Source organism: Enterobacter sp. E20 (assembly GCF_000801755.2).
Lineage (GTDB): Bacteria > Pseudomonadota > Gammaproteobacteria > Enterobacterales > Enterobacteriaceae > Enterobacter > Enterobacter asburiae_B.
On record NZ_CP012999.1, the window covers coordinates 1,036,637 to 1,058,256 of the forward strand.

20 protein-coding genes, 1 pseudogene and 1 other annotated feature are annotated in these 21,620 nt (G+C 55.6%); of the genes and pseudogenes, 12 read left to right on the top strand and 9 right to left on the bottom strand.

The window, feature by feature from the left end; genetic code table 11:
* Positions 1–127 precede the first annotated feature (127 nt).
* Positions 128–388: a type B 50S ribosomal protein L31 gene (locus NI40_RS04810; RefSeq protein ID WP_010428154.1), complete on the top strand. Its 261-nt coding sequence runs from the start codon at positions 128–130 to the stop codon at positions 386–388.
* A 2-nt stretch (positions 389–390) separates the two neighbouring features.
* Positions 391–531: a type B 50S ribosomal protein L36 gene (gene ykgO, locus NI40_RS22475; RefSeq protein WP_003859006.1), complete on the top strand. Its 141-nt coding sequence runs from the start codon at positions 391–393 to the stop codon at positions 529–531.
* Here ykgO and NI40_RS04815 read toward each other — a convergent pair.
* Entirely contained in the window at positions 528–1,238 is a 711-nt protein-coding gene (locus tag NI40_RS04815) for a GNAT family N-acetyltransferase (protein ID WP_039263958.1), read from the bottom strand. The two genes, ykgO and NI40_RS04815, sit on opposite strands and share 4 nt — an antisense overlap.
* A gap of 101 nt (positions 1,239–1,339) precedes the next feature.
* Here NI40_RS04815 and pdxR point away from each other — a divergent pair, with 101 nt between their 5' ends.
* On the top strand, positions 1,340–2,800 hold the full coding sequence (gene pdxR, locus NI40_RS04820) for a MocR-like pyridoxine biosynthesis transcription factor PdxR (RefSeq protein ID WP_039263959.1): 1,461 nt from the start codon (positions 1,340–1,342) through the stop codon (positions 2,798–2,800).
* Here the strand turns inward: pdxR and NI40_RS04825 are convergent.
* The 6 genes from NI40_RS04825 to acrA form a co-directional block, all read right to left on the bottom strand.
* A complete protein-coding gene (locus tag NI40_RS04825) occupies positions 2,772–3,239 on the bottom strand; it encodes a YlaC family protein (RefSeq protein ID WP_023310598.1) in 468 nt (155 codons plus the stop codon). The two genes, pdxR and NI40_RS04825, sit on opposite strands and share 29 nt — an antisense overlap.
* A gap of 117 nt (positions 3,240–3,356) precedes the next feature.
* Positions 3,357–3,908 (bottom strand): maltose O-acetyltransferase, encoded by a 552-nt coding sequence (gene maa / locus NI40_RS04830; RefSeq protein ID WP_039263961.1) that lies wholly within the window; start codon positions 3,906–3,908, stop codon positions 3,357–3,359.
* 205 nt (positions 3,909–4,113) lie between these two features.
* Positions 4,114–4,332: an HHA domain-containing protein gene (locus NI40_RS04835; RefSeq protein WP_008499287.1), complete on the bottom strand. Its 219-nt coding sequence runs from the start codon at positions 4,330–4,332 to the stop codon at positions 4,114–4,116.
* A 27-nt stretch (positions 4,333–4,359) separates the two neighbouring features.
* Positions 4,360–4,734, bottom strand: a complete 375-nt coding sequence (gene tomB / locus NI40_RS04840; protein ID WP_008499288.1) for an Hha toxicity modulator TomB — start codon at positions 4,732–4,734, stop codon at positions 4,360–4,362.
* 511 nt (positions 4,735–5,245) lie between these two features.
* Positions 5,246–8,392 (bottom strand): multidrug efflux RND transporter permease subunit AcrB, encoded by a 3,147-nt coding sequence (gene acrB / locus NI40_RS04845; RefSeq protein ID WP_029741964.1) that lies wholly within the window; start codon positions 8,390–8,392, stop codon positions 5,246–5,248.
* Between the two features lie 22 nt (positions 8,393–8,414).
* Positions 8,415–9,608 carry a multidrug efflux RND transporter periplasmic adaptor subunit AcrA gene (gene acrA, locus NI40_RS04850; RefSeq protein WP_029741963.1) on the bottom strand — a complete coding sequence of 398 codons (1,194 nt, stop codon included), beginning with the start codon at positions 9,606–9,608 and terminating at the stop codon, positions 8,415–8,417.
* A gap of 141 nt (positions 9,609–9,749) precedes the next feature.
* Here acrA and acrR point away from each other — a divergent pair, with 141 nt between their 5' ends.
* Both acrR and mscK read left to right on the top strand, forming a co-directional pair.
* Complete coding sequence (acrR, locus tag NI40_RS04855) at positions 9,750–10,403, top strand: multidrug efflux transporter transcriptional repressor AcrR (RefSeq protein ID WP_033144791.1); 654 nt, start codon at positions 9,750–9,752, stop codon at positions 10,401–10,403.
* Between the two features lie 113 nt (positions 10,404–10,516).
* Positions 10,517–13,864: a mechanosensitive channel MscK gene (gene mscK / locus NI40_RS04860; RefSeq protein ID WP_039263962.1), complete on the top strand. Its 3,348-nt coding sequence runs from the start codon at positions 10,517–10,519 to the stop codon at positions 13,862–13,864.
* Between the two features lie 44 nt (positions 13,865–13,908).
* On the opposite strand, the pseudogene rsmS reads toward mscK, so the two are convergent.
* Positions 13,909–14,077 (bottom strand): annotated as a pseudogene (gene rsmS / locus NI40_RS22480) (pleiotropic regulatory protein RsmS); the annotation flags it as partial.
* A gap of 14 nt (positions 14,078–14,091) precedes the next feature.
* Positions 14,092–14,619 carry a primosomal replication protein N'' gene (priC, locus tag NI40_RS04865; RefSeq protein ID WP_039263963.1) on the bottom strand — a complete coding sequence of 176 codons (528 nt, stop codon included), beginning with the start codon at positions 14,617–14,619 and terminating at the stop codon, positions 14,092–14,094.
* Between the two features lie 50 nt (positions 14,620–14,669).
* Here priC and NI40_RS04870 point away from each other — a divergent pair, with 50 nt between their 5' ends.
* The 7 genes from NI40_RS04870 to adk all read left to right on the top strand — a co-directional run bounded on the left by NI40_RS04870 (position 14,670) and on the right by adk (position 21,582).
* Positions 14,670–15,047: a DUF454 family protein gene (locus NI40_RS04870; RefSeq protein WP_029741960.1), complete on the top strand. Its 378-nt coding sequence runs from the start codon at positions 14,670–14,672 to the stop codon at positions 15,045–15,047.
* Positions 15,048–15,197: 150 nt separating this feature from the next.
* Positions 15,198–15,749: an adenine phosphoribosyltransferase gene (apt, locus tag NI40_RS04875; RefSeq protein ID WP_039263965.1), complete on the top strand. Its 552-nt coding sequence runs from the start codon at positions 15,198–15,200 to the stop codon at positions 15,747–15,749.
* An 88-nt stretch (positions 15,750–15,837) separates the two neighbouring features.
* The gene (gene dnaX / locus NI40_RS04880; protein ID WP_039263966.1) at positions 15,838–17,766 is read left to right on the top strand and encodes a DNA polymerase III subunit gamma/tau; all 1,929 of its coding nucleotides are present in this window, start codon (positions 15,838–15,840) and stop codon (positions 17,764–17,766) included.
* Positions 17,096–17,160, top strand: a sequence feature (DnaX frameshifting element). It overlaps the preceding gene by 65 nt.
* A gap of 54 nt (positions 17,767–17,820) precedes the next feature.
* Positions 17,821–18,153 carry a YbaB/EbfC family nucleoid-associated protein gene (locus NI40_RS04885; RefSeq protein ID WP_003858972.1) on the top strand — a complete coding sequence of 111 codons (333 nt, stop codon included), beginning with the start codon at positions 17,821–17,823 and terminating at the stop codon, positions 18,151–18,153.
* Positions 18,153–18,758, top strand: a complete 606-nt coding sequence (gene recR, locus NI40_RS04890) for a recombination mediator RecR (RefSeq protein WP_008499298.1) — start codon at positions 18,153–18,155, stop codon at positions 18,756–18,758. Before NI40_RS04885 ends, recR begins: the two co-directional genes overlap by 1 nt.
* Before the next feature lie 110 nt (positions 18,759–18,868).
* The gene (gene htpG, locus NI40_RS04895; protein ID WP_039263967.1) at positions 18,869–20,743 is read left to right on the top strand and encodes a molecular chaperone HtpG; all 1,875 of its coding nucleotides are present in this window, start codon (positions 18,869–18,871) and stop codon (positions 20,741–20,743) included.
* Positions 20,744–20,937: 194 nt separating this feature from the next.
* A complete protein-coding gene (gene adk, locus NI40_RS04900) occupies positions 20,938–21,582 on the top strand; it encodes an adenylate kinase (protein ID WP_039263968.1) in 645 nt (214 codons plus the stop codon).
* Positions 21,583–21,620 lie beyond the last annotated feature (38 nt).

Here is a 21,620-nt window from a genome sequence, read left to right on the forward strand (position 1 = left end):
CGTGGTTGGCATGGTTTTCATTTTATCTCAGGCATACGAGAAATTATCGTCAGAAGAGAGGGGTTGTTTTTTCAATCTTGCCTGGATATTATTTTGTTATGTTATAACAAAACATAAAGGATTTACGATGAAACCCGATATCCACCCAGCCTATCGCACCGTGGTATTCCACGACACCAGCGCTAATGAGTACTTCAAAGTCGGCTCAACCATTAAAACCGACCGCGAAATTGAACTCGACGGTGAAACGTATCCGTACATCACCATCGAGGTTTCTTCAAAATCGCACCCGTTTTATACCGGTAAGCAGAAAACGTTCTCCACGGACGGCAGCGCAGCGCGCTTCCGTAAGCGTTTTGGCGGTTTTCTCAATGCGAAGCGGGGCTAACCATGCAGGTACTTAACTCATTACGCAGTGCAAAGCAGCGTCACCCGGATTGCCAGATAGTCAAACGCAAGGGACGCTTATACGTGATTTGCAAATCTAATCCGCGCTTTAAGGCGGTTCAGGGACGTAAAAAAAGACGCTAAACGCGCGTTTCTCGCCAGCTTTCCAGGGATCTTTTCTGTTTGCCATCGGCAGTAAAATTGTCGGTGGCAAGCCAGCTTTCAAAGGCGCTCGCCAGCGCCGGCCACTCTTTGTCGAGAATCGAAAACCAGTCGGTATCCCGGTTACGGCCTTTTATCACCAGCGCCTGGCGAAAGCGTCCTTCAAACTGAAAGCCCAGACGCAGCGCCGCTTTGCGGGAAGGCTCGTTCAGGCTATTGCACTTCCATTCATAACGCCGGTACCCCAGGGTATCGAATACGTATCGCATCAGCAGATACTGCGCTTCTGTCGACCCTGGCGTGCGGCTTAACAGAGGAGAGAAGTGAACGTGCCCCACTTCCACGACCCCGTTTTTAGGATCGATCCGCATCAGGGATAGCGTCCCGACAGGAGACTGGGTCCGGTTATCCATAACGGTAAAGTGGATGGGATCGGATAACTCACTTACGCTCGCCACCCAGTCGGCAAACTCCTCTGCGGTGGCATCGGGTTCACGCAGCAGCCACGTCCAGCTGCGGGTATCTCCGGCCAGGGAGTAGGCGGAGAACAACGCGTGGGCATGCTCCACGCGCAGCGGCTCAAGCCGACAATAGTGACCCTGAAGGACCACCCGGGACGGGTGCTGACGAGGCTGCCAGTCGATAAGGGCTTCGCCTACAGGCTGTCCAAACGCATTGAATGTATTCATCTTTATTTCCGTGACGTTGAAAAGATTTCCAGATTAGTGAATTGCTGGTTCCTTAAAAAGAACCACCAGGCTATGTTTTTCTGGTACCACAAGGAGGGAAGATGAATATACCGGGTGATGAGCTTTACACTTTGCTACATGCTGCGCTGAATAAGCGTGGGCAGGAGACGCTCCAGCGCGCGCTCTATCTTGCTTTGCGGGGGGCCATACTGGGCGGAAGGCTTCGGTCCGGCAGCCAGCTGCCCGGCTCGCGAACGCTGGCGCAGCAGATCTCGGTTTCCCGAAACACCGTCAATGCGGCGCTGGACCAGCTCACGCTCGAAGGCTATTTGCTGCGTAACCGTCAGGGTACGCGGGTGGGGCAATTCGCTCATCGTACGATTGCCCGGGCATTGCCGGATCCTGACGTCAGGCTGACAAAACGGGTCGCCCTGCTGCCCGCGCCCGTGCCGCGCGACACCCCGGTGATGGCATTTACGCCGGGAACGCCTGCCATTAACTATTTCCCCTTGCCGCTGTGGCGGCGATTGTACGATCGCGTCCTGCGCGAGGACGGGAGTGCCCTGTTAGGCTATGGCGACCCGGCCGGCGAGCCGTCGCTGCGGGCCGCGATTGCCCGGCATCTCGCCCTGTCCCGCGGTATCGACTGCGACGCCAGCCAGATTGTGATAACCGAGGGAGCGCTGGAGGGCGTCAACCTCTGCACGATGCTGTTAAGCGAGCCTGGCGATGTCGCCTGGGTAGAAAACCCCGGCTATAGCGGGGCAAAGAGTGCGTTTGTTAAAACTGGCCTGGCAATGACGGGAATACCGGTAGATGACGAGGGAATGTGCTGGGAAGGGCTGGATGCGCCTGCGCCCTCAATGATTTTTACCTCACCTTCGCATCAGTTCCCTTACGGGAGCGTGCTCAGCGCGCGGCGGCGGCTGGCGCTGCTGGAGCTGGCCCGACAGCATAACGCGTGGATCATTGAAGACGATTACGACAGCGAGTTCCGCTATGCCGGTGAGCCCGTACCGGCGATGCTGGGAATGGTCAACAATGCGCCCGTTGTGTATCTGGGGACGTTCAGTAAAACGCTGTTTCCCTCGCTCAGAATGGGGTTCATGGTGCTACCGCCAGCGCTGGCGAAAGCGGCTCGCCCGGCCATCGGCTCGCTGTTGCGCGGAGGGCATCGTGCGGAGCAGCGTACCCTGGCGCTGTTTATTGAAGAAGGTTATTACGCCCGTCATCTTGCCGCCATGCGTCGGCTCTACCGTAAACGCTACCGCCAGCTGCGTGAGGTGCTGGGCGCAGAGCTTTATTCTCCGCACCGCATTCTGGCAGGCGAAGGGGGAATGCATCTGACGCTGGCGATAGACGATATTGACGACCGAAGGCTGGTGGAGCAGGCGAGGGCGTTTCAGCTGGCACCCGCTGCGCTGAGCGGGTACTACCTGGAGGCGAAGCAGGGGCAAACCGGTCTGGTTTTAGGTTACGGCAATACCTCTGCTTCTCAGTTTGCGCCGGGGATCCGACGTCTGCAGGCGTTAATTACGCAGCAGCAGGGCGGGAAAGGGTAAAAACATCATAGAATGAGAGCTGACCTTTGGTGGAGACCATTTTCTGCAGCTTCTCTTTTTGCCCGGCTTCAACCGCCGGTGAGTGCATGATGTTTTCGATCAGCTCCTCTGGCACGTAACGCGTGTTGTACCATTCGCCGTTATAGCAGACCCGGAAATCGAGCACGTCGATATCTTCGTAACGGTAGCGCGGATTCACGTCGAAAAAGAAAAAGGCGTTAAAGACGACAAACAGTACAACCAGCAGCCAGACGGAGTCCACCAGCGTTTCGGACTTCAGCATCACAATAAGCGTCGCCAGCCAGGCGGCATACATGGCGACAAACAGTCCAGGATGTTTGCGAATAAAGCTAATGCTAAAGCGCGGGCGATTGTCGCGCTTTTCGCGGAGGTTAAGATCGTCGATGGTGGCGGTAAGCAGGCGCTGTATCTCGGTCATTTTTTGCCTTCATAAGAGTTGACAATACAGGGGGTCTGCCAATTTTAGGGGAGCCATCAGGCTGAAAAAAGTAACAGTCTGGCGCTAAAAGACTATAACAGTTGACTCCCCGCAACCTCACAGCGTTTTGATGATTTTTGCCGGATTGCCGCCAACGACGACGTTAGCCGGGACGTCTTTCGTCACGACGGCGCCGGAGGCCACGACCACATTATCACCAATGGTGACGCCAGGGTTAATGACAGCCCTGCCGCCAATCCAGACGTTATTGCCAATATTGACGGGTTTTCCAAACTCCACGCCGCTGTTTCGTTCTTCCGCGTCCAGGGGATGGGTAGCCGTATAAATATGAACACCCGGTGCGAGCATACAGTTATCGCCAATATGAACAGGGCAGACATCCAGCATCACGCAGTCGAAGTTAGCGTAAAAGTTTTTGCCCAGATAAATGTTATATCCGTAGTCGCAGCGGAAGCTCGGCTCAATATAAGCGCCTGCGCTTTGTCCCAGAAGTTCCGCCAGAATGTTCTGGCGTTCTGTTTTTTCATCAGGCGCGGTGTGGTTATAGCGGTAAACCAGATGGCGGGCGTGCAGTCGGTCAGCCCGTAACGCCTCATCGCCGGGGCGGTAATGTTCACCGGCAATCATTTTCTGTTTTTCTAAGCTCATTGGAAACCTCTCTGGATGTTATTACCGAAGGGTAATCGGAACAGGCCAGAAGGGGAACGTTCCCGAAAAGCCGATGTGACTGACGTCACAACATTGCTGTTGATGAACACGTTTTACACGGAGACCTGGCTTACGCACAGGGAGCATAACGGGACAGGTAAATACTCAGAACGAGGCGTAGAACTCTACAGACACCCTTCAAAGATTAACGGACAAATTTCCACACAGAAGTAGGGATTTTGTCATACAGTTTATTCATTGTCAGTTCAGCAAGACGATGGTCAGCGGCTGAATAAAATACCGCCAGCTCATTATCAGAAAGCTCGTATTTATTCTTTTCAATGACGCGCTCAAGCGTGTCAATTGACTGACAACGTCGTAAGCGCATCAAATAATCGATTTTTGTGAGTGGTTTATCAGACATAAATTCACCTTAGTAATTGTAATAATTTTAACAGGAAAGACTCACCGGGTTAGCTCTGCTCACGTTGACGAAACAGCGGAATAGCCGATTTCCCGATTTACGCCATTTTTGCAAATCCTGAGCGTTAATGCCGTAACTGCTGAACAACATAAAGGTGTCGTCCAGGTATTCATCAATTTGCTCAATGAGCTTATTATCTTCATTGTACTTAATTTTATAATTAAGTGCGAAGGTTGCGATATGCTCTATCAGCTCATTCAACTGTAAATTGATGGCAGACGTTGGGTCATTTACCCAGCCATGGTTACTTTCATCAAGATTGGCAAGGCAGTCATGGTACAAGGATTCGCAGAGAAATTTCAACTGCGCGATATCATGCCTTTTTGGCGAGTACTCGTCCATAGCGCATCCCCTTCTGAGTGATTTCTTACTCACCGAACATCATTGTCGGGATGGATACAACTGACTTAGCTACATGAGTGCTGTGTTCCTGATAACCTAACTATAAGCCACTCCTTCCTGGATTTCACCGCGCTATTACGAAAAATTACAAATAAAAACCGCAGGCTGGGAGCGTGTACGCAAATGGTCACCCTGGACTCAACGTTTTTATCCAAATTAACGACGGGGTTTTATCGCTTCCTTACGTTTCATCGGCTTAGCAAAAATGATGAGAAAAGTTCAGATTCAGACTTATCTTTGTAAGAACTTCTTATTAGGAATATTCCTAATAGCTTAAGCGGGGAAATGAAATTAAAAAAATCCTGAATTCACCGATTAAGGTATCAGTTAATTATGATATGTCTATTTGAGATGGCAGAAAATAAATAGAGCCACAATAAGCGTAATTTATGATTTTTTCTGAAAATGAAAAAGGCCGCTAATGCGGCCTTTTTATCATGTGGAACCGGTATCAGTGAGGTTCTACCGAATGACTGTGTTCAACATCTTCATTCTTGCGGCTAAAGCGGCGGCGAACCACCACGAAGAACACCGGTACGAAGAAGATAGCCAGTACGGTCGCGGTAACCATACCGCCCATTACGCCTGTACCTACCGCGTTCTGCGCGCCGGAGCCTGCACCGGAGCTGATAACCAGCGGCAGTACGCCGAGGATGAACGCCAGCGACGTCATCAGGATTGGGCGCAGACGCATACGAACCGCTTCAAGCGTCGCCTCAATAAGACCTTTGCCTTCTTTCTCCATCAGATCTTTGGCGAATTCAACGATAAGTATCGCGTTCTTCGCCGACAAGCCAATGGTTGTCAGCAGGCCTACCTGGAAGTAAACGTCGTTGGTCAGTCCGCGGAACGTTGCCGCAAGCAGCGCACCGATAACACCGAGTGGAACCACCAGCATAACGGAGAACGGAATCGACCAGCTCTCGTACAGTGCCGCCAGACACAGGAAGACCACAATCAGTGAAATGGCGTACAGGGCAGGGGCCTGGTTACCGGACAGACGTTCCTGATAGGACATACCGGTCCAGTCATAGCCGATACCCGCAGGCAGTTTGCTTGCCAGTTCTTCCATCAGGTTCATGGCTTCACCGGTGCTTCGGCCCGGAGCAGCCTGACCCAGGATCTCCATCGATGGCAGACCGTTATAGCGTTCCAGACGCGGCGAACCGTATTCCCAGCGTGAGGTTGAGAACGCCGAGAACGGTACCATCTGACCATTGCTGCCGCGCACGAACCAACTGTTGATATCGTTAGGCAACATACGGTACTGCGCCTCTGACATCACGTACACTTTCTTCACACGACCGCGGTCGATGAAGTCGTTAACGTAGCTACCGCCCCAGGCTGCGCCCAGCGTGGTATTGATGTCACTGATGGATACGCCCAGCGCCTGGGCTTTCTCCTGGTCGATATCGATCTTGTACTGCGGCGTATCTTCCAGGCCGTTTGGACGCACGCCGACCAGCAGGTCAGGGTGTTTAGCGACTTCACCAAACAGCTGGTTACGCGCCTGCGTCAGTTTTTCGTGGCCCAGACCGCCCTGGTCAATCAGCTGGAAGTCGAAACCGGTCGCCGTACCCAGTTCAACAATCGCTGGCAGGTTAAAGGCGAAGACCATCGCATCTTTAATCTGCGAGAAGGTGCCCATTGCACGACCGGTGATGGCTTCAACCTTGTTCTTTTCGCCCGGACGTTCAGACCAGTCTTTCAGAGAAACGAAGGCAATACCGGTGTTCTGACCACGACCCGCAAAGCCAAAGCCGTTAACCGCAAACACGGACTCAACGTTGTCTTTCTCTTTGGTGAGATAGTAGTCCGTCACTTCATCCAGCACTTTCTGGGTACGCTCTTGCGAGGCACCCGCCGGAAGCTGTGCCATCGTCAGGAACACGCCCTGGTCTTCATCTGGCAGGAACGAGCTTGGCAGACGAACGAACAGGAAGGCCATGCCCACCACGATGATGATATAGAGCAGCAGGTAACGACCGGTGCTGCGCAGGATGTTGCCCACGCTGTCGGTGTAGTGATGCGTGCTCTTATCGAACATGCGGTTAAACCAGCCGAAGAAGCCTTTATGCTCGCCGTGACCGCCTTTCTGAATTGGCTTCAGCATGGTGGCACACAGGGCAGGCGTCAGGATCAACGCGACCAGCACCGACAGCGCCATCGCGGAAACGATGGTAATGGAGAACTGACGGTAAATCGCACCGGTAGAGCCTCCGAAGAAGGCCATCGGGATAAATACCGCAGACAGCACCATCGCGATACCGACCAGCGCGCCCTGGATCTGGCCCATTGATTTACGGGTCGCTTCCTTCGGCGGCAAACCTTCTTCCGCCATCACGCGCTCGACGTTCTCGACCACGACGATAGCGTCATCCACCAGCAGGCCGATGGCGAGCACCATCCCGAACATCGTCAGGGTGTTTATCGAGTAGCCGAATATCGACAGGATCGCAAAGGTCCCGAGCAATACCACCGGCACGGCAATCGTTGGGATAAGCGTCGCGCGGAAGTTTTGCAGGAACAGGTACATCACCAGGAATACCAGGATGATCGCCTCAACCAGCGTCTTAACCACTTCATGAATCGAGATTTTGACGAACGGCGTGGTGTCGTACGGGTAAACGATTTTCAGACCTGACGGGAAGAACGGTTCCATCTTCTTCAGCTCTGCGCGGATCGCCGTGGCGGTGTCCAGGGCGTTAGCGCCTGTCGCCAGTTTGATACCCAGACCGGAAGCCGGTTTACCGTTGAACTTCGCGATGATGTCGTAGTTCTCACCGCCCAGCTCAACTTTCGCCACGTCGCGCAGGCGAACCTGCGAACCGTCCTGATTCACCTTCAGCAGAATTTTGCTGAATTCATCGGCAGAGGTCAGACGGGTCTGCGCGATGATCGAGGCGTTAAGCTGCTGGCCTTTCACCGGCGGCGTACCGCCTAACTGACCGGCCGCTACCTGGGCGTTCTGCGCTTTAATCGCGCTGATCACGTCAACCGGCGTCAGCTGGAAGTTGTTCAGCTTGTTCGGATCCATCCAGATACGCATCGCGTACTGGGAACCGAACAGCTGCACGTCACCCACACCGGAAGTACGGCTGATGGCGTCCTTCATGTTGGCGCCCACGTAGTCGGAAATATCCTCCTGCGTCATGGTGCCGTTGGTGTTGATAACGCCGACAACCATCAGGAAGCTACTGGACGATTTCTCGACACTCACACCCTGCTGTTGTACTTCCTGCGGCAGCAAAGGCATTGCCAGCTGCAGTTTGTTCTGCACCTGAACCTGCGCAATGTCAGCATCCGTACCTGACTGGAAGGTCAGGGTGATCTGCACCGTACCGGTGGAGTCACTGTTTGAGGACATGTACATCAGGTTATCGATACCGTTCATGTTCTGTTCGATAACCTGGGTGACGGTGTCCTGCACCGTTTTCGCATCAGCCCCCGGGTAGGTTGCGGAAATTGTCACCGCCGGTGGCGCAATCGTTGGATATTGCGCAACAGGCAGCTTCAGGATCGCAAGTCCCCCGGCCAGCATGATGATTATGGCGATCACCCACGCAAATATGGGGCGATCGATAAAGAAATTAGGCATGTCTTAACGGCTCCTGTTTAAGTTAAGACTTGGTTTGTTCTGACTGGCCAGCGGCCGAAGCTTGTTGTTTATCGTCAGATTTCACTTCCTGTGCTTTAACCTGCGCGCCAGGACGAACTTTTTGCAAACCAGTAACAATCACGCGATCGCCATCTTTCAGACCTTCCGTCACCAGCCATTTATCGCCAATCGCCTGAGTGGCGGTGATATTGCGCGTTTCGACTTTGTCATCAGCCCCAACAACCAGCGCGCTCGCATCGCCGCGTGGCGTACGAGTCACTCCCTGCTGTGGAACCAGAAGTGCGGTTGGATTCGTTCCTTCTTCCAGACGCGCGCGAACGAACATACCTGGCAGCAGATTTTTGTCAGGGTTCGGGAAAATCGCACGTAAGGTGATGGAACCGGTAGTCTGGTCGACCGTCACGTCAGAGAATTCCAGGGTTCCTTCCTGCGGGAACTTGATACCGTCATTGGTAATCAGTTCCACTTTGGCTTTGCCGTTTTCCTGTTTCAGGGTGCCGTTAGCCAGCTCTTGTTTCAGGCGCAGGAAATCGTTGCTGGACTGCGTCACGTCAACGTAGATCGGATCAAGCTGCTGCACGGTTGCCAGCGCATTGGTCTGACCGTTCTGCACCAGCGCCCCTTCCGTGACGGAAGATTTACCAATACGACCGCTGATAGGGGAGGTCACTTTGGTATAGGCCAGGTTAATGCGCGCGGTTTCGACGGCCGCTTTGGCTGCCACCACGGCCGCGTTAGCCTGCTGTGCATCGGCCAGAGCGGTATCGTAATCCTGTTGGCTGATGTACTTGGTGCCGAGCAGCTTTTGGTAGCGGTTCAACGTCAGCTGAGCAATTTTGGCCGCGGCTTGTGCTTTCGCCAGGTCGCCTTTCGCACTTTCATAAGAGGCCTGATAGGTTGCTGGATCAATCTGATACAGAGACTCACCGGCTTTCACATCACCACCTTCGGTGAAGTTACGCTTCAGGATAATGCCGCTGACCTGAGGACGCACTTCCGCAATGCGGTAAGCATTGGTACGGCCTGGTAATTCGGTGGTGATTTGTAGAGGTTCAGATTTGAGCGTCACGACGCCTACTTCTGGCGCCTGCTGAGCTCCTTGTTGAGCTGGTTTGTCGTCACATCCTGTTAGCGCTAAGCTGCCTGAGAGCATCAGAACGACCGCCAGAGGCGTTAACCCTCTGTTTTTGTTCATATGTAAACCTCGAGTGTCCGATTTCAAATTGATCAAGGGTCCTGAGTCTAAAAACCCATTGCTGCGTTTATATTATCGTCATGCTATGGTACATACATTCACAAATGTATGTAAATCTGACTCCTGTAAATTCACCCACCTATGGCACGAAAAACTAAACAACAAGCGCTGGAAACCCGACAACACATTCTGGATGTGGCAATACGTTTGTTCTCGCAGCAGGGTGTTTCATCCACCTCGCTGGCGCAGATTGCTCAGGCTGCCGGTGTGACGCGAGGAGCGATTTACTGGCATTTTAAAGATAAGTCAGATCTGTTCAGTGAAATCTGGGAGCTTTCAGAGTCCAGCATTAGCGATCTCGAGAGTGAGTATCGGGCAAAATTCCCTGACGATCCACTCTCAGTATTGAGAGAAATATTAGTATATATCCTTGAAGCAACGGTAGTTGAAGAACGTCGCAGATTAATGATGGAGATTATTTTTCATAAATGCGAGTTCGTGGGCGAGATGGCGGTGGTGCAGCAGGCGCAACGCAGCCTTAGCCTGGAGAGCTATGATCGTATTGAACAGAATCTGAACCTGTGTATGCAGGCAAAACTATTACCGGCCAATCTCTTGACCCGACGGGCGGCAATCCTGATGCGCAGCTACATTTCCGGTCTGATGGAAAACTGGCTTTTCTCGCCGCAATCCTTTGACCTCAAAGAGGAAGCCCGCAGCTACGTGGCGATTTTACTGGAAATGCTACAGCTCTGCCCCACGCTGCGCAGCGACGCGCCTTCGCTAACGGCCTGATCCCTTTCCAGGATTTATCTCAGAGGATAACGTTCGCGCTATTCTGCTTTCAGCGAGCGTGATATTCTTCACGCCGGACTATTTTCGGTCATCTTCTGACATCATTCACAACTATGCTGCCCATCAATCGCTCGCAACATCCTGTTTTTGCATTGCTCTTTGCGATGCTGTTTTTCTTCGCCACGGCGCCGCTGACCTGGGCCCGCGCCGATAACAGCAACGATATTCCCTCGCGCAGCGATGTTCAGTCGCAGCTCGACACGTTGAATAAACAAAAAGATCTCTCCCCTCAGGAGAAACTCGTCCAGCAGGACCTGACGGAAACGCTGGAAACGCTGGATAAAATTGAACGCATCAAAGCGGAAAACGTCCAGCTTCGCCAGAAGGTGGCGCAGGCGCCTGAAAACATGCGTAAGGCCACCGACGCGCTGAATGCCCTCAGCGATGTGGATAACGACGACGAGACGCGCAAGACGCTCTCGACGCTCTCCTTACGCCAGCTGGAGTCCCGCGTCGCGCAGCTGCTCGACGACCTGCAAACCGCGCAGTCGGATCTCGCAACCTATAACAGCCAGCTTGTCTCGCTGCAGACCCAGCCCGAGCGCGTGCAAAACGCGATGTACGCCGCGTCTCAGCAGCTGCAGCAGATCCGCAACCGTCTGAACGGCACGACGGTGGGTGAAGGCACGCTGCGCCCGACGCAGCAAACCCTGCTGCTGGTTCAGCAGACCTTGCTCAACGCACAGATTGAACAGCAGCGTAAAAGCCTGGAAGGGAATACGGTGCTGCAGGACACGCTTCAGAAACAGCGTGATTACGTCACCGCGAATATTAACCGCCTGGAACACCAGCTTCAGCTGTTGCAGGAGGCGGTAAACAGCAAACGCCTGACCCTGACGGAAAAAACCGCCCAGGAGGCCGTATCGCCTGACGAAACCGCCCGCATTCAGGCGAATCCGCTGGTGAAACAGGAGCTCGAGGCCAACCACCAGCTTAGCCAGCGCCTGATACTGGCGACGGAAAACGGCAACTCGCTGGTTCAGCAAAATATCAAAGTGAAGAACTGGCTGGATCGCGCGCTGCAGGCTGAGCGCAACATCAAAGAGCAGATTGCGGTCCTGAAGGGCAGCCTCCTGCTGTCGCGTATTCTCTACCAGCAGCAGCAGACGCTCCCGTCCGCCGATGAGCTGGAGGACATGACCAACCGCATTGCGGATTTACGTCTGGAACAGTTTGACGTCAACCAGCAGCGCGATGCCCTTTTCCAGAGCGATACCTTTGTCGCCAAAATTGAAGAGGGGCATTCCAGCGACGTGAACCCGGAAGTGCACGACGCGCTGCTCCAGGTCGTCGATATGCGTCGCGAGCTGCTGGACCAGCTCAACAAACAGCTGGGCAACCAGCTGATGATGGCCATTAACCTGCAAATCAACCAGCAGCAGCTGGTGAGCGTCTCGAAAAGTCTGCAGGAGATCCTGACCCAGCAGATTTTCTGGGTGAACAGCAACAAACCGATGGACTGGGACTGGGTCAAATCCTTCCCGGAGACGCTGAAAACGCAGATTAAGAGCATGAAGATCACCGTAAACTGGGAGAAAGCCTGGCCTGCGGTGACGATTGCCCTGCTGGCGGGATTACCGCTGCTGCTGATTGCCGGCCTGATCCGCTGGCGTCTGGGCTGGCTGAAAAAATATCAGGCGAAGCTGGCCTCCGAAGTGGGGCAGCTGCGCAACGATAGCCAGCTCCATACGCCAAAAGCGATTCTCATCGATCTCATCCGCGCCCTGCCGGTGTGTCTGATTATTCTGGCGGTGGGCCTGATTCTGCTCACGATGCAGCTCAACGTCAGCGATCTGCTGTGGGCGTTCAGTAAAAAACTGGCGCTGTTCTGGCTGGTCTTTGGCGTGTGCTGGAAGGTGCTGGAAAAAGACGGCGTGGCGGTGCGTCATTTCAACATGCCTGCGCAGCTGACCAGCCACTGGCGTCGTCAGATTGTGCGCATTAGCCTGGCGCTCCTGCCGCTGCACTTCTGGTCGGTTGTCTCTGAGCTTTCCCCGCTGCACCTGATGGATGACGTGCTGGGCCAGCTGGTTATCCTGCTGAACCTGCTGCTGATTGCGATCCTGATGTGGCCGATGTGCCGCGACAGCTGGCGTGATAAAGAATCCCACAATATTCGCCTGGCCACCGTGACGGTGCTGGCGATCATTCCGCTGGCGCTAATGGTGCTGACGGCAACGGGCTACTTCTATACCACGCTGCGCCTGTCCGGGCGCTGGATTGAAACGGTCTATCTGGTGATCGTCTGGAACCTGCTCTATCAGACCGTGCTGCGCGGCCTGAGCGTGGCGGCTCGCCGCATCGCCTATCGCCGTGCCATCGCGCGTCGTCAGCATCAGGTGAAAGAGGGGGCCGAAGGCGCGGAGCCGCAGGAAGAGCCGACCATCGCCCTGGAGCAGGTTAACCAGCAGACGCTGCGCATCACCATGCTGGTGATGATCGCCCTGTTTGCGGTGATGTTCTGGGCTATCTGGTCCGATCTTATTACCGTTTTCGCCTATCTCGACAGTATTACCCTCTGGCAATACAACGGTACCGAAGCGGGCGCGGCGGTCATGAAAAGCGTGACCATGGGCAGCCTGCTGTTTGCGCTGGTGTCGTCGGTGGTGGCCTGGGCGCTGATTCGCAACCTGCCAGGCCTGCTTGAAGTGCTGCTCCTGTCACGTCTGAATCTTCGCCAGGGGGCGTCCTACGCCATTACCACGATCCTCAACTACGTGATCATTATTGTTGGGGCGATGACGGTCTTTGGCTCGCTTGGCGTCTCGTGGGATAAACTGCAGTGGCTGGCGGCCGCCCTCTCGGTCGGTCTTGGTTTTGGCCTGCAGGAGATCTTCGGTAACTTCGTGTCCGGCCTGATCATCCTGTTCGAACGTCCGGTACGAATCGGCGATACCGTCACCATCGGCACCTTCTCCGGTACGGTCAGCAAGATCCGCATTCGTGCCACCACCATCACCGACTTCGATCGCAAAGAGGTGATCATCCCGAACAAAGCGTTCGTGACCGAGCGTCTGATCAACTGGTCGCTCTCCGATACGGTGACGCGCGTGGTGATCCGCCTGGGCGTAGCCTATGGATCGGATCTGGAGAAGGTGAAAGAGGTGCTGCTCAAGGCGGCGTCAGAACATCCGAAAGTGATGCACGATCCGGCGCCGGCGGTCTTCTTCACCACCTTTGGGCCGAGCACGCTGGATCACGAGCTGCGTTTATACGTGCGCGAGCTGCGTGACCGCAGCTACACGGTGGATGAACTCAACCGTTCTATCGATCGTCTGTGTCGTGAAAACGATATTAATATCGCCTTCAACCAGCTTGAGGTTCACCTGCGTAACGAGAAAGGTGATGAGCATACGGAAGTGAAGCGCGACATCAAGGGTGACGATCCGACTCCGGCGTAATCTATTATTTTCCCTCTGCCCTCAGGGGCGAGGGAACGATTTTCCCCCTCTCCCTCAGGGAGAGGGCCGGGGTGAGGGTAATTTTCCCTCAAAATCCCGCCGCACAATCTCCAGTGCCTTAAGCACCGTTTCGGCGGGGATCTCATGATTCTCCAGCAGCATAATCAAATCGACGGCCAGCTTGACCTCATCGGGTGCATTTTCCAGTGACATGGGTGTGGCTCCTGTTAACGGGTCAAACGTTCTATGACGCGCTCAATCTCATCCCGCGCCTGTCGGCAGCGGACGATACGTCCTTCCAGCGCGCTAATCTCGCGCATCAATAGCTGCTGCTCTTCCAGCGTCTCGCTGTTGTTCAGCCGCGTCTCGCGCTCGCGCTTCATCTCAAACAGCCGGCGCTCAAACTCCTGGTTCTCCAGCCGCTTGCGCTGCCATTTACAGAGCCCCGGCGAGGCGCTGTCCCAGGCGCGCAGCGGCCAGGCGGCGATTTCGCGATGCAGAGCGGTGATCTGCTCTGTCAGATGCTCTGCGAGCCACGCCACCTGTTCCTGCTGTTCACTCTCAACCGCATGGCGAAGCTCGTCGAGGTTGGTCTGCGCTTCCGCCAGGTAATCCTGAATGACGGTGCTGCGGGTACGAAAAAGCTGCCGATCAAAGCGCGGTTTCAGCGTGGCGTGGCCCATCAGCGGTGTAGCCTGCTCCCGCAGAGCACTAAGCTGATTTTGCAGCCTCTCAAGAAGCAGTGCTGTTTTCAAGGCGCTCTCCAGTGGTAAAGTAGCCGTTCAGTTTGATAACGATTCGCATTATGAAGCGTACTATTTTAATCATCATTGGCTGGCTCGCGGTAGTGCTTGGCACGCTGGGCGTGTTTTTACCCTTGCTGCCGACCACCCCGTTTATCCTGCTCGCGGCCTGGTGCTTCGCTCGCTCGTCGCCGCGTTTTCACCACTGGCTGCTCTATCGCTCGTGGTTTGGCGGCTATCTGCGGCACTGGCAAAAACACCGGGCCATGCCGCCCGGCGCGAAGCCGCGCGCGATCGCGGTGATCCTCATTACCTTCGCTATTTCATTATGGCTGGTGAAAATGATGTGGGTACGTATTCTGCTGCTGGCGATCCTCTCCTGCCTGCTTATCTTCATGTGGCGGATCCCCGTGGTTGATGAAAAGCAACAAAAGCACTGAAGCCTCATCATGGCTGTTGCAATTATCACGCGCAGCCAGTAAATTCGACCGTTTTCGAGCACAGGTGCGCCTGGTCAAAGGTTAAACAATTGTTGCCTTGGCCGACTCGTTGCGCGCTGTGAGTAACACTGTTTCATTTAGGCAAAACCGATGACCGCAACTGCACAGCAGCTTGAATATCTGAAAAACAGCATCAAAAGCATCCAGGACTATCCAAAGCCTGGCATTCTTTTCCGTGATGTCACCAGCTTGCTGGAAGACCCGAAAGCGTACGCGCTCAGCATTGAACTGCTGGTCGAGCGTTATAAAAACGCCGGGATCACCAAAGTAGTAGGTACCGAAGCCCGTGGCTTCCTGTTTGGCGCACCGGTTGCGCTGGCAATGGGCGTGGGTTTTGTGCCGGTGCGTAAGCCGCGCAAACTGCCGCGTGAAACCATTGCTGAGAACTATGAGCTGGAGTACGGCACCGATCAGCTGGAGATCCACGTTGATGCGATCAAGCCTGGCGACAAAGTGCTGGTGGTGGACGATCTGCTGGCAACCGGCGGTACCATTGAAGCGACCGTGAAATTGATCCGTCGTCTGGGTGGTGAAGTGACCGACGCGGCATTCATCATCAACCTGTTCGATCTCGGCGGTGAACAGCGCCTGGAAAAACAGGGCATCACCAGCTACAGCCTGGTGCCTTTCCCGGGTCATTAATCCCGGTTTTCACAACCTCGCTCAATGGGTGAGGTTGTGATAGCATTCCCCTCCATAAATTCACCTTCCAGCGTTGCAGAGCCTGCCCATGAGTTATCAGGTGTTAGCCCGTAAATGGCGACCACAAACCTTTGCTGACGTTGTCGGTCAGGAACATGTGCTGACGGCCCTGGCGAACGGCTTGTCGCTAGGTCGCATCCATCACGCCTATCTTTTCTCCGGCACCCGCGGCGTCGGTAAGACCTCTATTGCCCGTTTGCTGGCAAAAGGTCTCAACTGCGAAACCGGGATCACCGCCACGCCGTGCGGCGTATGTGATAACTGCCGGGAGATCGAGCAGGGGCGTTTTGTCGATCTGATCGAGATCGACGCCGCCTCGCGTACCAAAGTGGAAGATACCCGCGATCTGCTCGATAACGTGCAGTACGCCCCGGCGCGTGGCCGCTTCAAGGTCTACCTGATCGATGAAGTGCACATGCTGTCGCGCCACAGTTTCAACGCCCTGCTGAAAACGCTGGAAGAGCCGCCCGCGCACGTGAAGTTCCTGCTGGCGACCACCGATCCGCAAAAGCTGCCGGTCACGATCCTGTCGCGCTGCCTGCAGTTCCATCTGAAGGCGCTGGACGTTGAGCAGATCCGCGCGCAGCTTGAGCACATTCTTGATGAAGAGAAAATTGTCCACGAACCGCGCGCCCTGCAGCTGCTGGCCCGCGCGGCGGACGGCAGCCTGCGTGATGCGCTCAGCCTGACCGACCAGGCGATTGCCAGCGGTGACGGCAAGCTCTCCACCGAGGCGGTCAGCACCATGCTCGGCACGCTGGATGACGATCAGGCGCTGTCGCTTATCGAGGCGATGATTGCCGCCAACGGCGAACGCGTGATGTCGCAGGTGAACGCGGCCGCTGCCCGGGGTATCGAATGGGAAGGACTGCTGGTTGAGATGCTCAGCCTGCTGCACCGCGTGGCGATGCTGCAGCTTTCACCGTCCGCCATCGGAGCGGATATGGCCGCCATTGAACAGCGGATGCGTGAACTTGCCCGCACCGTGCCGCCTGCCGACGTGCAGCTGTACTACCAGACGCTGCTGATTGGCCGCAAAGAGCTACCGTTCGCGCCGGATCCACGAATGGGCGTTGAAATGACGCTGCTGCGCGCGCTGGCGTTCCACCCGCGCATGCCATTGCCGGAGCCGGAAGCGCCGCGGCAGTCTTTCGCGCCGGTCGCCCCTACGGCGGTGATGTCGCCGCAGCAGGTGCCACCGCAGCCGACACCGCCGCCGCAGCAAAACGTGCCGCTGTCGGATGCCACCAGTTCGGTGCTTGCCGCACGCAGCCAGCTGCAGCGTGCGCAGGGAGTAACCAAACCAAAAAAGAGTGAACCGGCAGCGCCAGGAAGAGCGCGGCCGGTGAACAACGCCGCGCTTGAACGACTGGCCTCGGTAACGGAGCGCGTACAGTCGCGTCCGGCACCGTCCGCGCTTGAGCAGAAAGCCCCGGTGAAAGAAGAGGCTTACCGCTGGAAGGCAACCACCATCACCGAAGAGGTGAAGGAAGAGGTCGCCACGCCGAAAGCGCTGAAAAAGGCGCTGGAGCATGAGAAAACGCCGGAGCTTTCCGCGAAGCTTGCTGAAGAGTCCATTGCGCGCGACGCCTGGGCCGCCGAGGTCAGCAAACTCCAGCTGCCGAAGCTGGTCGAGCAGGTCGCGCTGAATGCCTGGAAAGAGCAGGACGGCAATCAGGTGCGTTTGCACCTGCGTCCGGGCCAGCGGCACCTCAATTCCCCTGGCGCGCAAAAGGCGCTGGCCGAGGCGCTCACTGCATTACAGGGTGCGCCGGTTGAATTGACTATCATTGAAGATGATAATCCGGCAGTGAAAACGCCGCTCGAGTGGCGTCAGGCCATTTATGAAGAAAAGCTCGCGCAGGCGCGCGAGGCGATTATTGCGGATAACAACATTCAGACCCTGCGCCGGTTCTTCGACGCCGATCTGGATGAAGAGAGTATTCGCCCCATTTGATCGTGAGTCTGACTTACGGTTGTAATCCTTAAACGTGAAAGAAGAGAGAAGCCTATGTTTGGTGGAAAAGGCGGTCTGGGTGGCCTGATGAAGCAGGCTCAGCAGATGCAGGAAAAAATGCAGAAGATGCAGGAAGAGATCGCTCAGCTGGAAGTCACGGGTGAGTCCGGTGCCGGTCTGGTCAAAGTGACCATCAACGGTGCGCACAACTGCCGTCGCGTGGAAATCGACCCGAGCCTGCTCGAAGACGACAAAGAGATGCTGGAAGATCTGGTTGCAGCCGCGTTTAACGATGCCGCTCGCCGTATCGACGAAACTCAGAAAGAGAAAATGGCCTCTGTTTCCAGCGGTATGCAGCTGCCGCCTGGCTTCAAGATGCCATTCTGATGCAAACCAGTCCGCTGCTCACGCAGTTAATGGAAGCACTGCGCTGCCTGCCGGGCGTTGGCCCGAAGTCGGCGCAGCGCATGGCGTTTACGCTATTGCAGCGCGACCGCAGCGGCGGGATGCGCTTGGCGCAGGCTTTAACCCGCGCCATGTCAGAAATTGGTCACTGTGCGGATTGCCGCACCTTTACCGAGCAGGACGTGTGTAACATCTGTACGAACCCGCGTCGTCAGGAAAACGGTCAGATTTGCGTGGTGGAGAGTCCGGCGGACATCTACGCCATCGAACAAACCGGGCAGTTTTCCGGCCGCTACTTCGTGCTGATGGGGCATCTCTCCCCGCTGGACGGTATTGGCCCGGATGATATCGGTCTTGACCGCCTTGAACAGCGTCTTGAGTCCGAAACCATCAAAGAGGTGATCCTCGCCACCAACCCAACGGTGGAAGGGGAGGCAACCGCCAACTACATCGCCGAACTGTGCTCGCAGTACGGCGTTGACGCCAGCCGCATCGCCCACGGCGTGCCGGTGGGCGGCGAGCTGGAAATGGTCGACGGCACCACGCTGTCGCACTCTCTGGCAGGGCGTCACAAGATTATTTTCTGACCAAACGGAGGCTGCGCGCGCGGCCTCCGCTTGAAAATTTCCCCCCTTATCCCCATCTCTCACTCAACGTTTTAAAACCCCATTAAATGGCATTGTTGAGGTCGACATAGATGAAAGGACAAGAAACCCGTGGTTTCCAGTCAGAAGTAAAACAGCTTCTGCACCTGATGATCCATTCCCTGTATTCCAACAAAGAAATTTTCCTGCGTGAGCTGATTTCCAACGCCTCGGACGCGGCGGACAAGCTGCGCTTCCGCGCGCTGTCCAACCCGGACCTGTATGAAGGCGACGGCGAGCTGCGCGTGCGCGTCTCGTTCAATAAAGAGAACCGCACCCTGACCATCGCCGATAACGGCATCGGGATGAACCGCGACGAGGTGATCGACCACCTCGGCACCATCGCCAAATCCGGCACCAAAGCGTTCCTTGAGTCCATGGGCTCTGACCAGGCGAAAGACAGCCAGCTGATCGGCCAGTTCGGCGTCGGTTTTTACTCGGCGTTTATCGTGGCCGACAAAGTTACCGTCCGTACCCGTGCGGCAGGCGACAGCGCCGAGAACGGCGTCCTGTGGGAATCCAAAGGGGAAGGCGAATACACCGTTGATGACATCACCAAGGCGGATCGCGGGACCGAAATCACCCTGCACCTGCGTGAAGGGGAAGACGATTTCCTGAACGACTGGCGCGTGCGCTCCATCATCAGCAAATATTCCGATCACATCGCCCTGCCGGTAGAGATTGAAAAACAGGAAGAGAAAGACGGTGAAACCGTGGTTTCCTGGGAGAAGATCAACAAGGCGCAGGCGCTGTGGACGCGCAATAAGTCTGAAATTAAAGACGACGAATACAACGAGTTCTACAAGCACATCGCCCACGACTTTACCGACCCGCTGACCTGGAGCCACAACCGCGTGGAAGGTAAGCAGGAGTACACCAGCCTGCTGTACATCCCGGCACAGGCGCCGTGGGACATGTGGAACCGCGATCACAAGCACGGCCTGAAGCTGTACGTGCAGCGCGTATTCATCATGGACGACGCCGAGCAGTTCATGCCGAACTACCTGCGCTTTGTGCGCGGTCTGATCGATTCCAACGATCTGCCGCTGAACGTCTCCCGTGAGATCCTTCAGGACAGCACCGTCACCCGTAACCTGCGCAACGCCCTGACCAAACGTGCGCTGCAGATGCTGGAAAAACTGGCGAAAGACGATGCGGAAAAATATCAGACCTTCTGGAAACAGTTTGGCCTGGTGCTGAAAGAAGGCCCGGCAGAAGACACCGCGAACGTTGAAACCATCGCCAAACTGCTGCGCTTCGCCTCTACGCACACCGACTCCTCCGCGCAGACCGTGTCGCTGGAAGAGTACGTCTCCCGCATGAAAGAAGGGCAGGAGAAGATTTACTACATCACCGCCGACAGCTACGCGGCGGCGAAGAGCAGCCCGCACCTGGAGCTGCTGCGTAAGAAAGGCATCGAAGTGCTGCTGCTTTCTGACCGCATCGACGAGTGGATGATGAACTACCTGACCGAGTTCGACGGTAAATCCTTCCAGTCTGTCGCCAAAGCGGATGAGTCCATCGACAAGCTGGCGGATGAAGTTGATGAAAGCGCGAAAGAAGCCGAGAAGGCGCTGGAGCCGTTCGTTGAGCGTGTGAAAACCCTGCTGGGTGAGCGCGTGAAAGAGGTGCGCTTCACGCACCGTCTGACCGACACCCCGGCCATTGTCACCACCGATGCGGACGAAATGAGCACCCAGATGGCGAAACTGTTCGCTGCGGCGGGCCAGGCGATGCCGGAAGTGAAATATATCTTTGAGCTTAATCCGGATCATCCTCTGGTTAAACGTGCGGCGGATACCCAGGACGATGCCCGCTTTGCCGAGTGGGTTGAGCTGCTGCTGGATCAGTCCCTGCTGGCCGAGCGCGGCACGCTGGAAGATCCTAACCTGTTCATTAAACGTGTGAATGCGCTGCTGCTGGCGTAATTGAGCACGCCTCCCCTGGTCTTCTCCCTCTCACGTGGGAGAGGGCCGGGGTGAGGGCACCAGACCGCACTAACCCAAATAATCTCCCCCCGTTAACCGTTTCAGCCTTCCCGCCTTCCTTGAGCGATGCCCGTTCTGGTGGTATTGTTTAGCGCTTTTGAAAAATTGAAACGACTTTTGAGGGGATTTTCGCAATGCGTATTATTCTGCTTGGCGCTCCGGGCGCGGGTAAAGGAACTCAGGCTCAGTTCATCATGGAGAAATACGGTCTTCCGCAAATCTCCACCGGTGACATGCTGCGCGCCGCTGTTAAATCTGGCTCCGAGCTGGGTAAACAAGCGAAAGACATCATGGACGCAGGCAAGCTGGTGACCGACGAGCTGGTTATTGCTCTGGTCAAAGAGCGCATTGCGCAGGAAGACTGCCGTAACGGTTTCCTGCTGGACGGCTTCCCACGCACCATTCCTCAGGCTGACGCCATGAAAGAAGCGGGCATCAACGTGGACTACGTTCTGGAGTTCGACGTACCGGACGAGCTGATCGTTGACCGTATCGTTGGCCGTCGCGTACACGCTGCTTCTGGCCGCGTTTACCACATCAAATTCAACCCACCTAAGGTTGAAGGCAAAGACGACGTGACCGGCGAAGAGCTGACCACCCGTAAAGACGATCAGGAAGAGACCGTGCGTAAACGCCTGGTGGAATATCATCAGATGACCGCGCCGCTGATCGGCTACTACACCAAAGAAGCGCAGGCGGGTAACACCAAATACGCCAAAGTTGACGGCACCAAAGCCGTAGCTGACGTACGTGCAGAGCTGGAAAAAATCCTCGGCTAATCGCGCGCCTCTCACCCGGGCTCCCGGGTGAGAAATAT

Coding starts and splice junctions, on each gene's coding strand:
- NI40_RS04810 (WP_010428154.1), top strand. CDS start 128: ATGAAACCCGATATCCACCCAGCCTATCGCACCGTGGTATTCCACGAC.
- ykgO (WP_003859006.1), top strand. CDS start 391: ATGCAGGTACTTAACTCATTACGCAGTGCAAAGCAGCGTCACCCGGAT.
- NI40_RS04815 (WP_039263958.1), bottom strand. CDS start 1,238: ATGAATACATTCAATGCGTTTGGACAGCCTGTAGGCGAAGCCCTTATC.
- pdxR (WP_039263959.1), top strand. CDS start 1,340: ATGAATATACCGGGTGATGAGCTTTACACTTTGCTACATGCTGCGCTG.
- NI40_RS04825 (WP_023310598.1), bottom strand. CDS start 3,239: ATGACCGAGATACAGCGCCTGCTTACCGCCACCATCGACGATCTTAAC.
- maa (WP_039263961.1), bottom strand. CDS start 3,908: ATGAGCTTAGAAAAACAGAAAATGATTGCCGGTGAACATTACCGCCCC.
- NI40_RS04835 (WP_008499287.1), bottom strand. CDS start 4,332: ATGTCTGATAAACCACTCACAAAAATCGATTATTTGATGCGCTTACGA.
- tomB (WP_008499288.1), bottom strand. CDS start 4,734: ATGGACGAGTACTCGCCAAAAAGGCATGATATCGCGCAGTTGAAATTT.
- acrB (WP_029741964.1), bottom strand. CDS start 8,392: ATGCCTAATTTCTTTATCGATCGCCCCATATTTGCGTGGGTGATCGCC.
- acrA (WP_029741963.1), bottom strand. CDS start 9,608: ATGAACAAAAACAGAGGGTTAACGCCTCTGGCGGTCGTTCTGATGCTC.
- acrR (WP_033144791.1), top strand. CDS start 9,750: ATGGCACGAAAAACTAAACAACAAGCGCTGGAAACCCGACAACACATT.
- mscK (WP_039263962.1), top strand. CDS start 10,517: ATGCTGCCCATCAATCGCTCGCAACATCCTGTTTTTGCATTGCTCTTT.
- NI40_RS04870 (WP_029741960.1), top strand. CDS start 14,670: ATGAAGCGTACTATTTTAATCATCATTGGCTGGCTCGCGGTAGTGCTT.
- apt (WP_039263965.1), top strand. CDS start 15,198: ATGACCGCAACTGCACAGCAGCTTGAATATCTGAAAAACAGCATCAAA.
- dnaX (WP_039263966.1), top strand. CDS start 15,838: ATGAGTTATCAGGTGTTAGCCCGTAAATGGCGACCACAAACCTTTGCT.
- NI40_RS04885 (WP_003858972.1), top strand. CDS start 17,821: ATGTTTGGTGGAAAAGGCGGTCTGGGTGGCCTGATGAAGCAGGCTCAG.
- recR (WP_008499298.1), top strand. CDS start 18,153: ATGCAAACCAGTCCGCTGCTCACGCAGTTAATGGAAGCACTGCGCTGC.
- htpG (WP_039263967.1), top strand. CDS start 18,869: ATGAAAGGACAAGAAACCCGTGGTTTCCAGTCAGAAGTAAAACAGCTT.
- adk (WP_039263968.1), top strand. CDS start 20,938: ATGCGTATTATTCTGCTTGGCGCTCCGGGCGCGGGTAAAGGAACTCAG.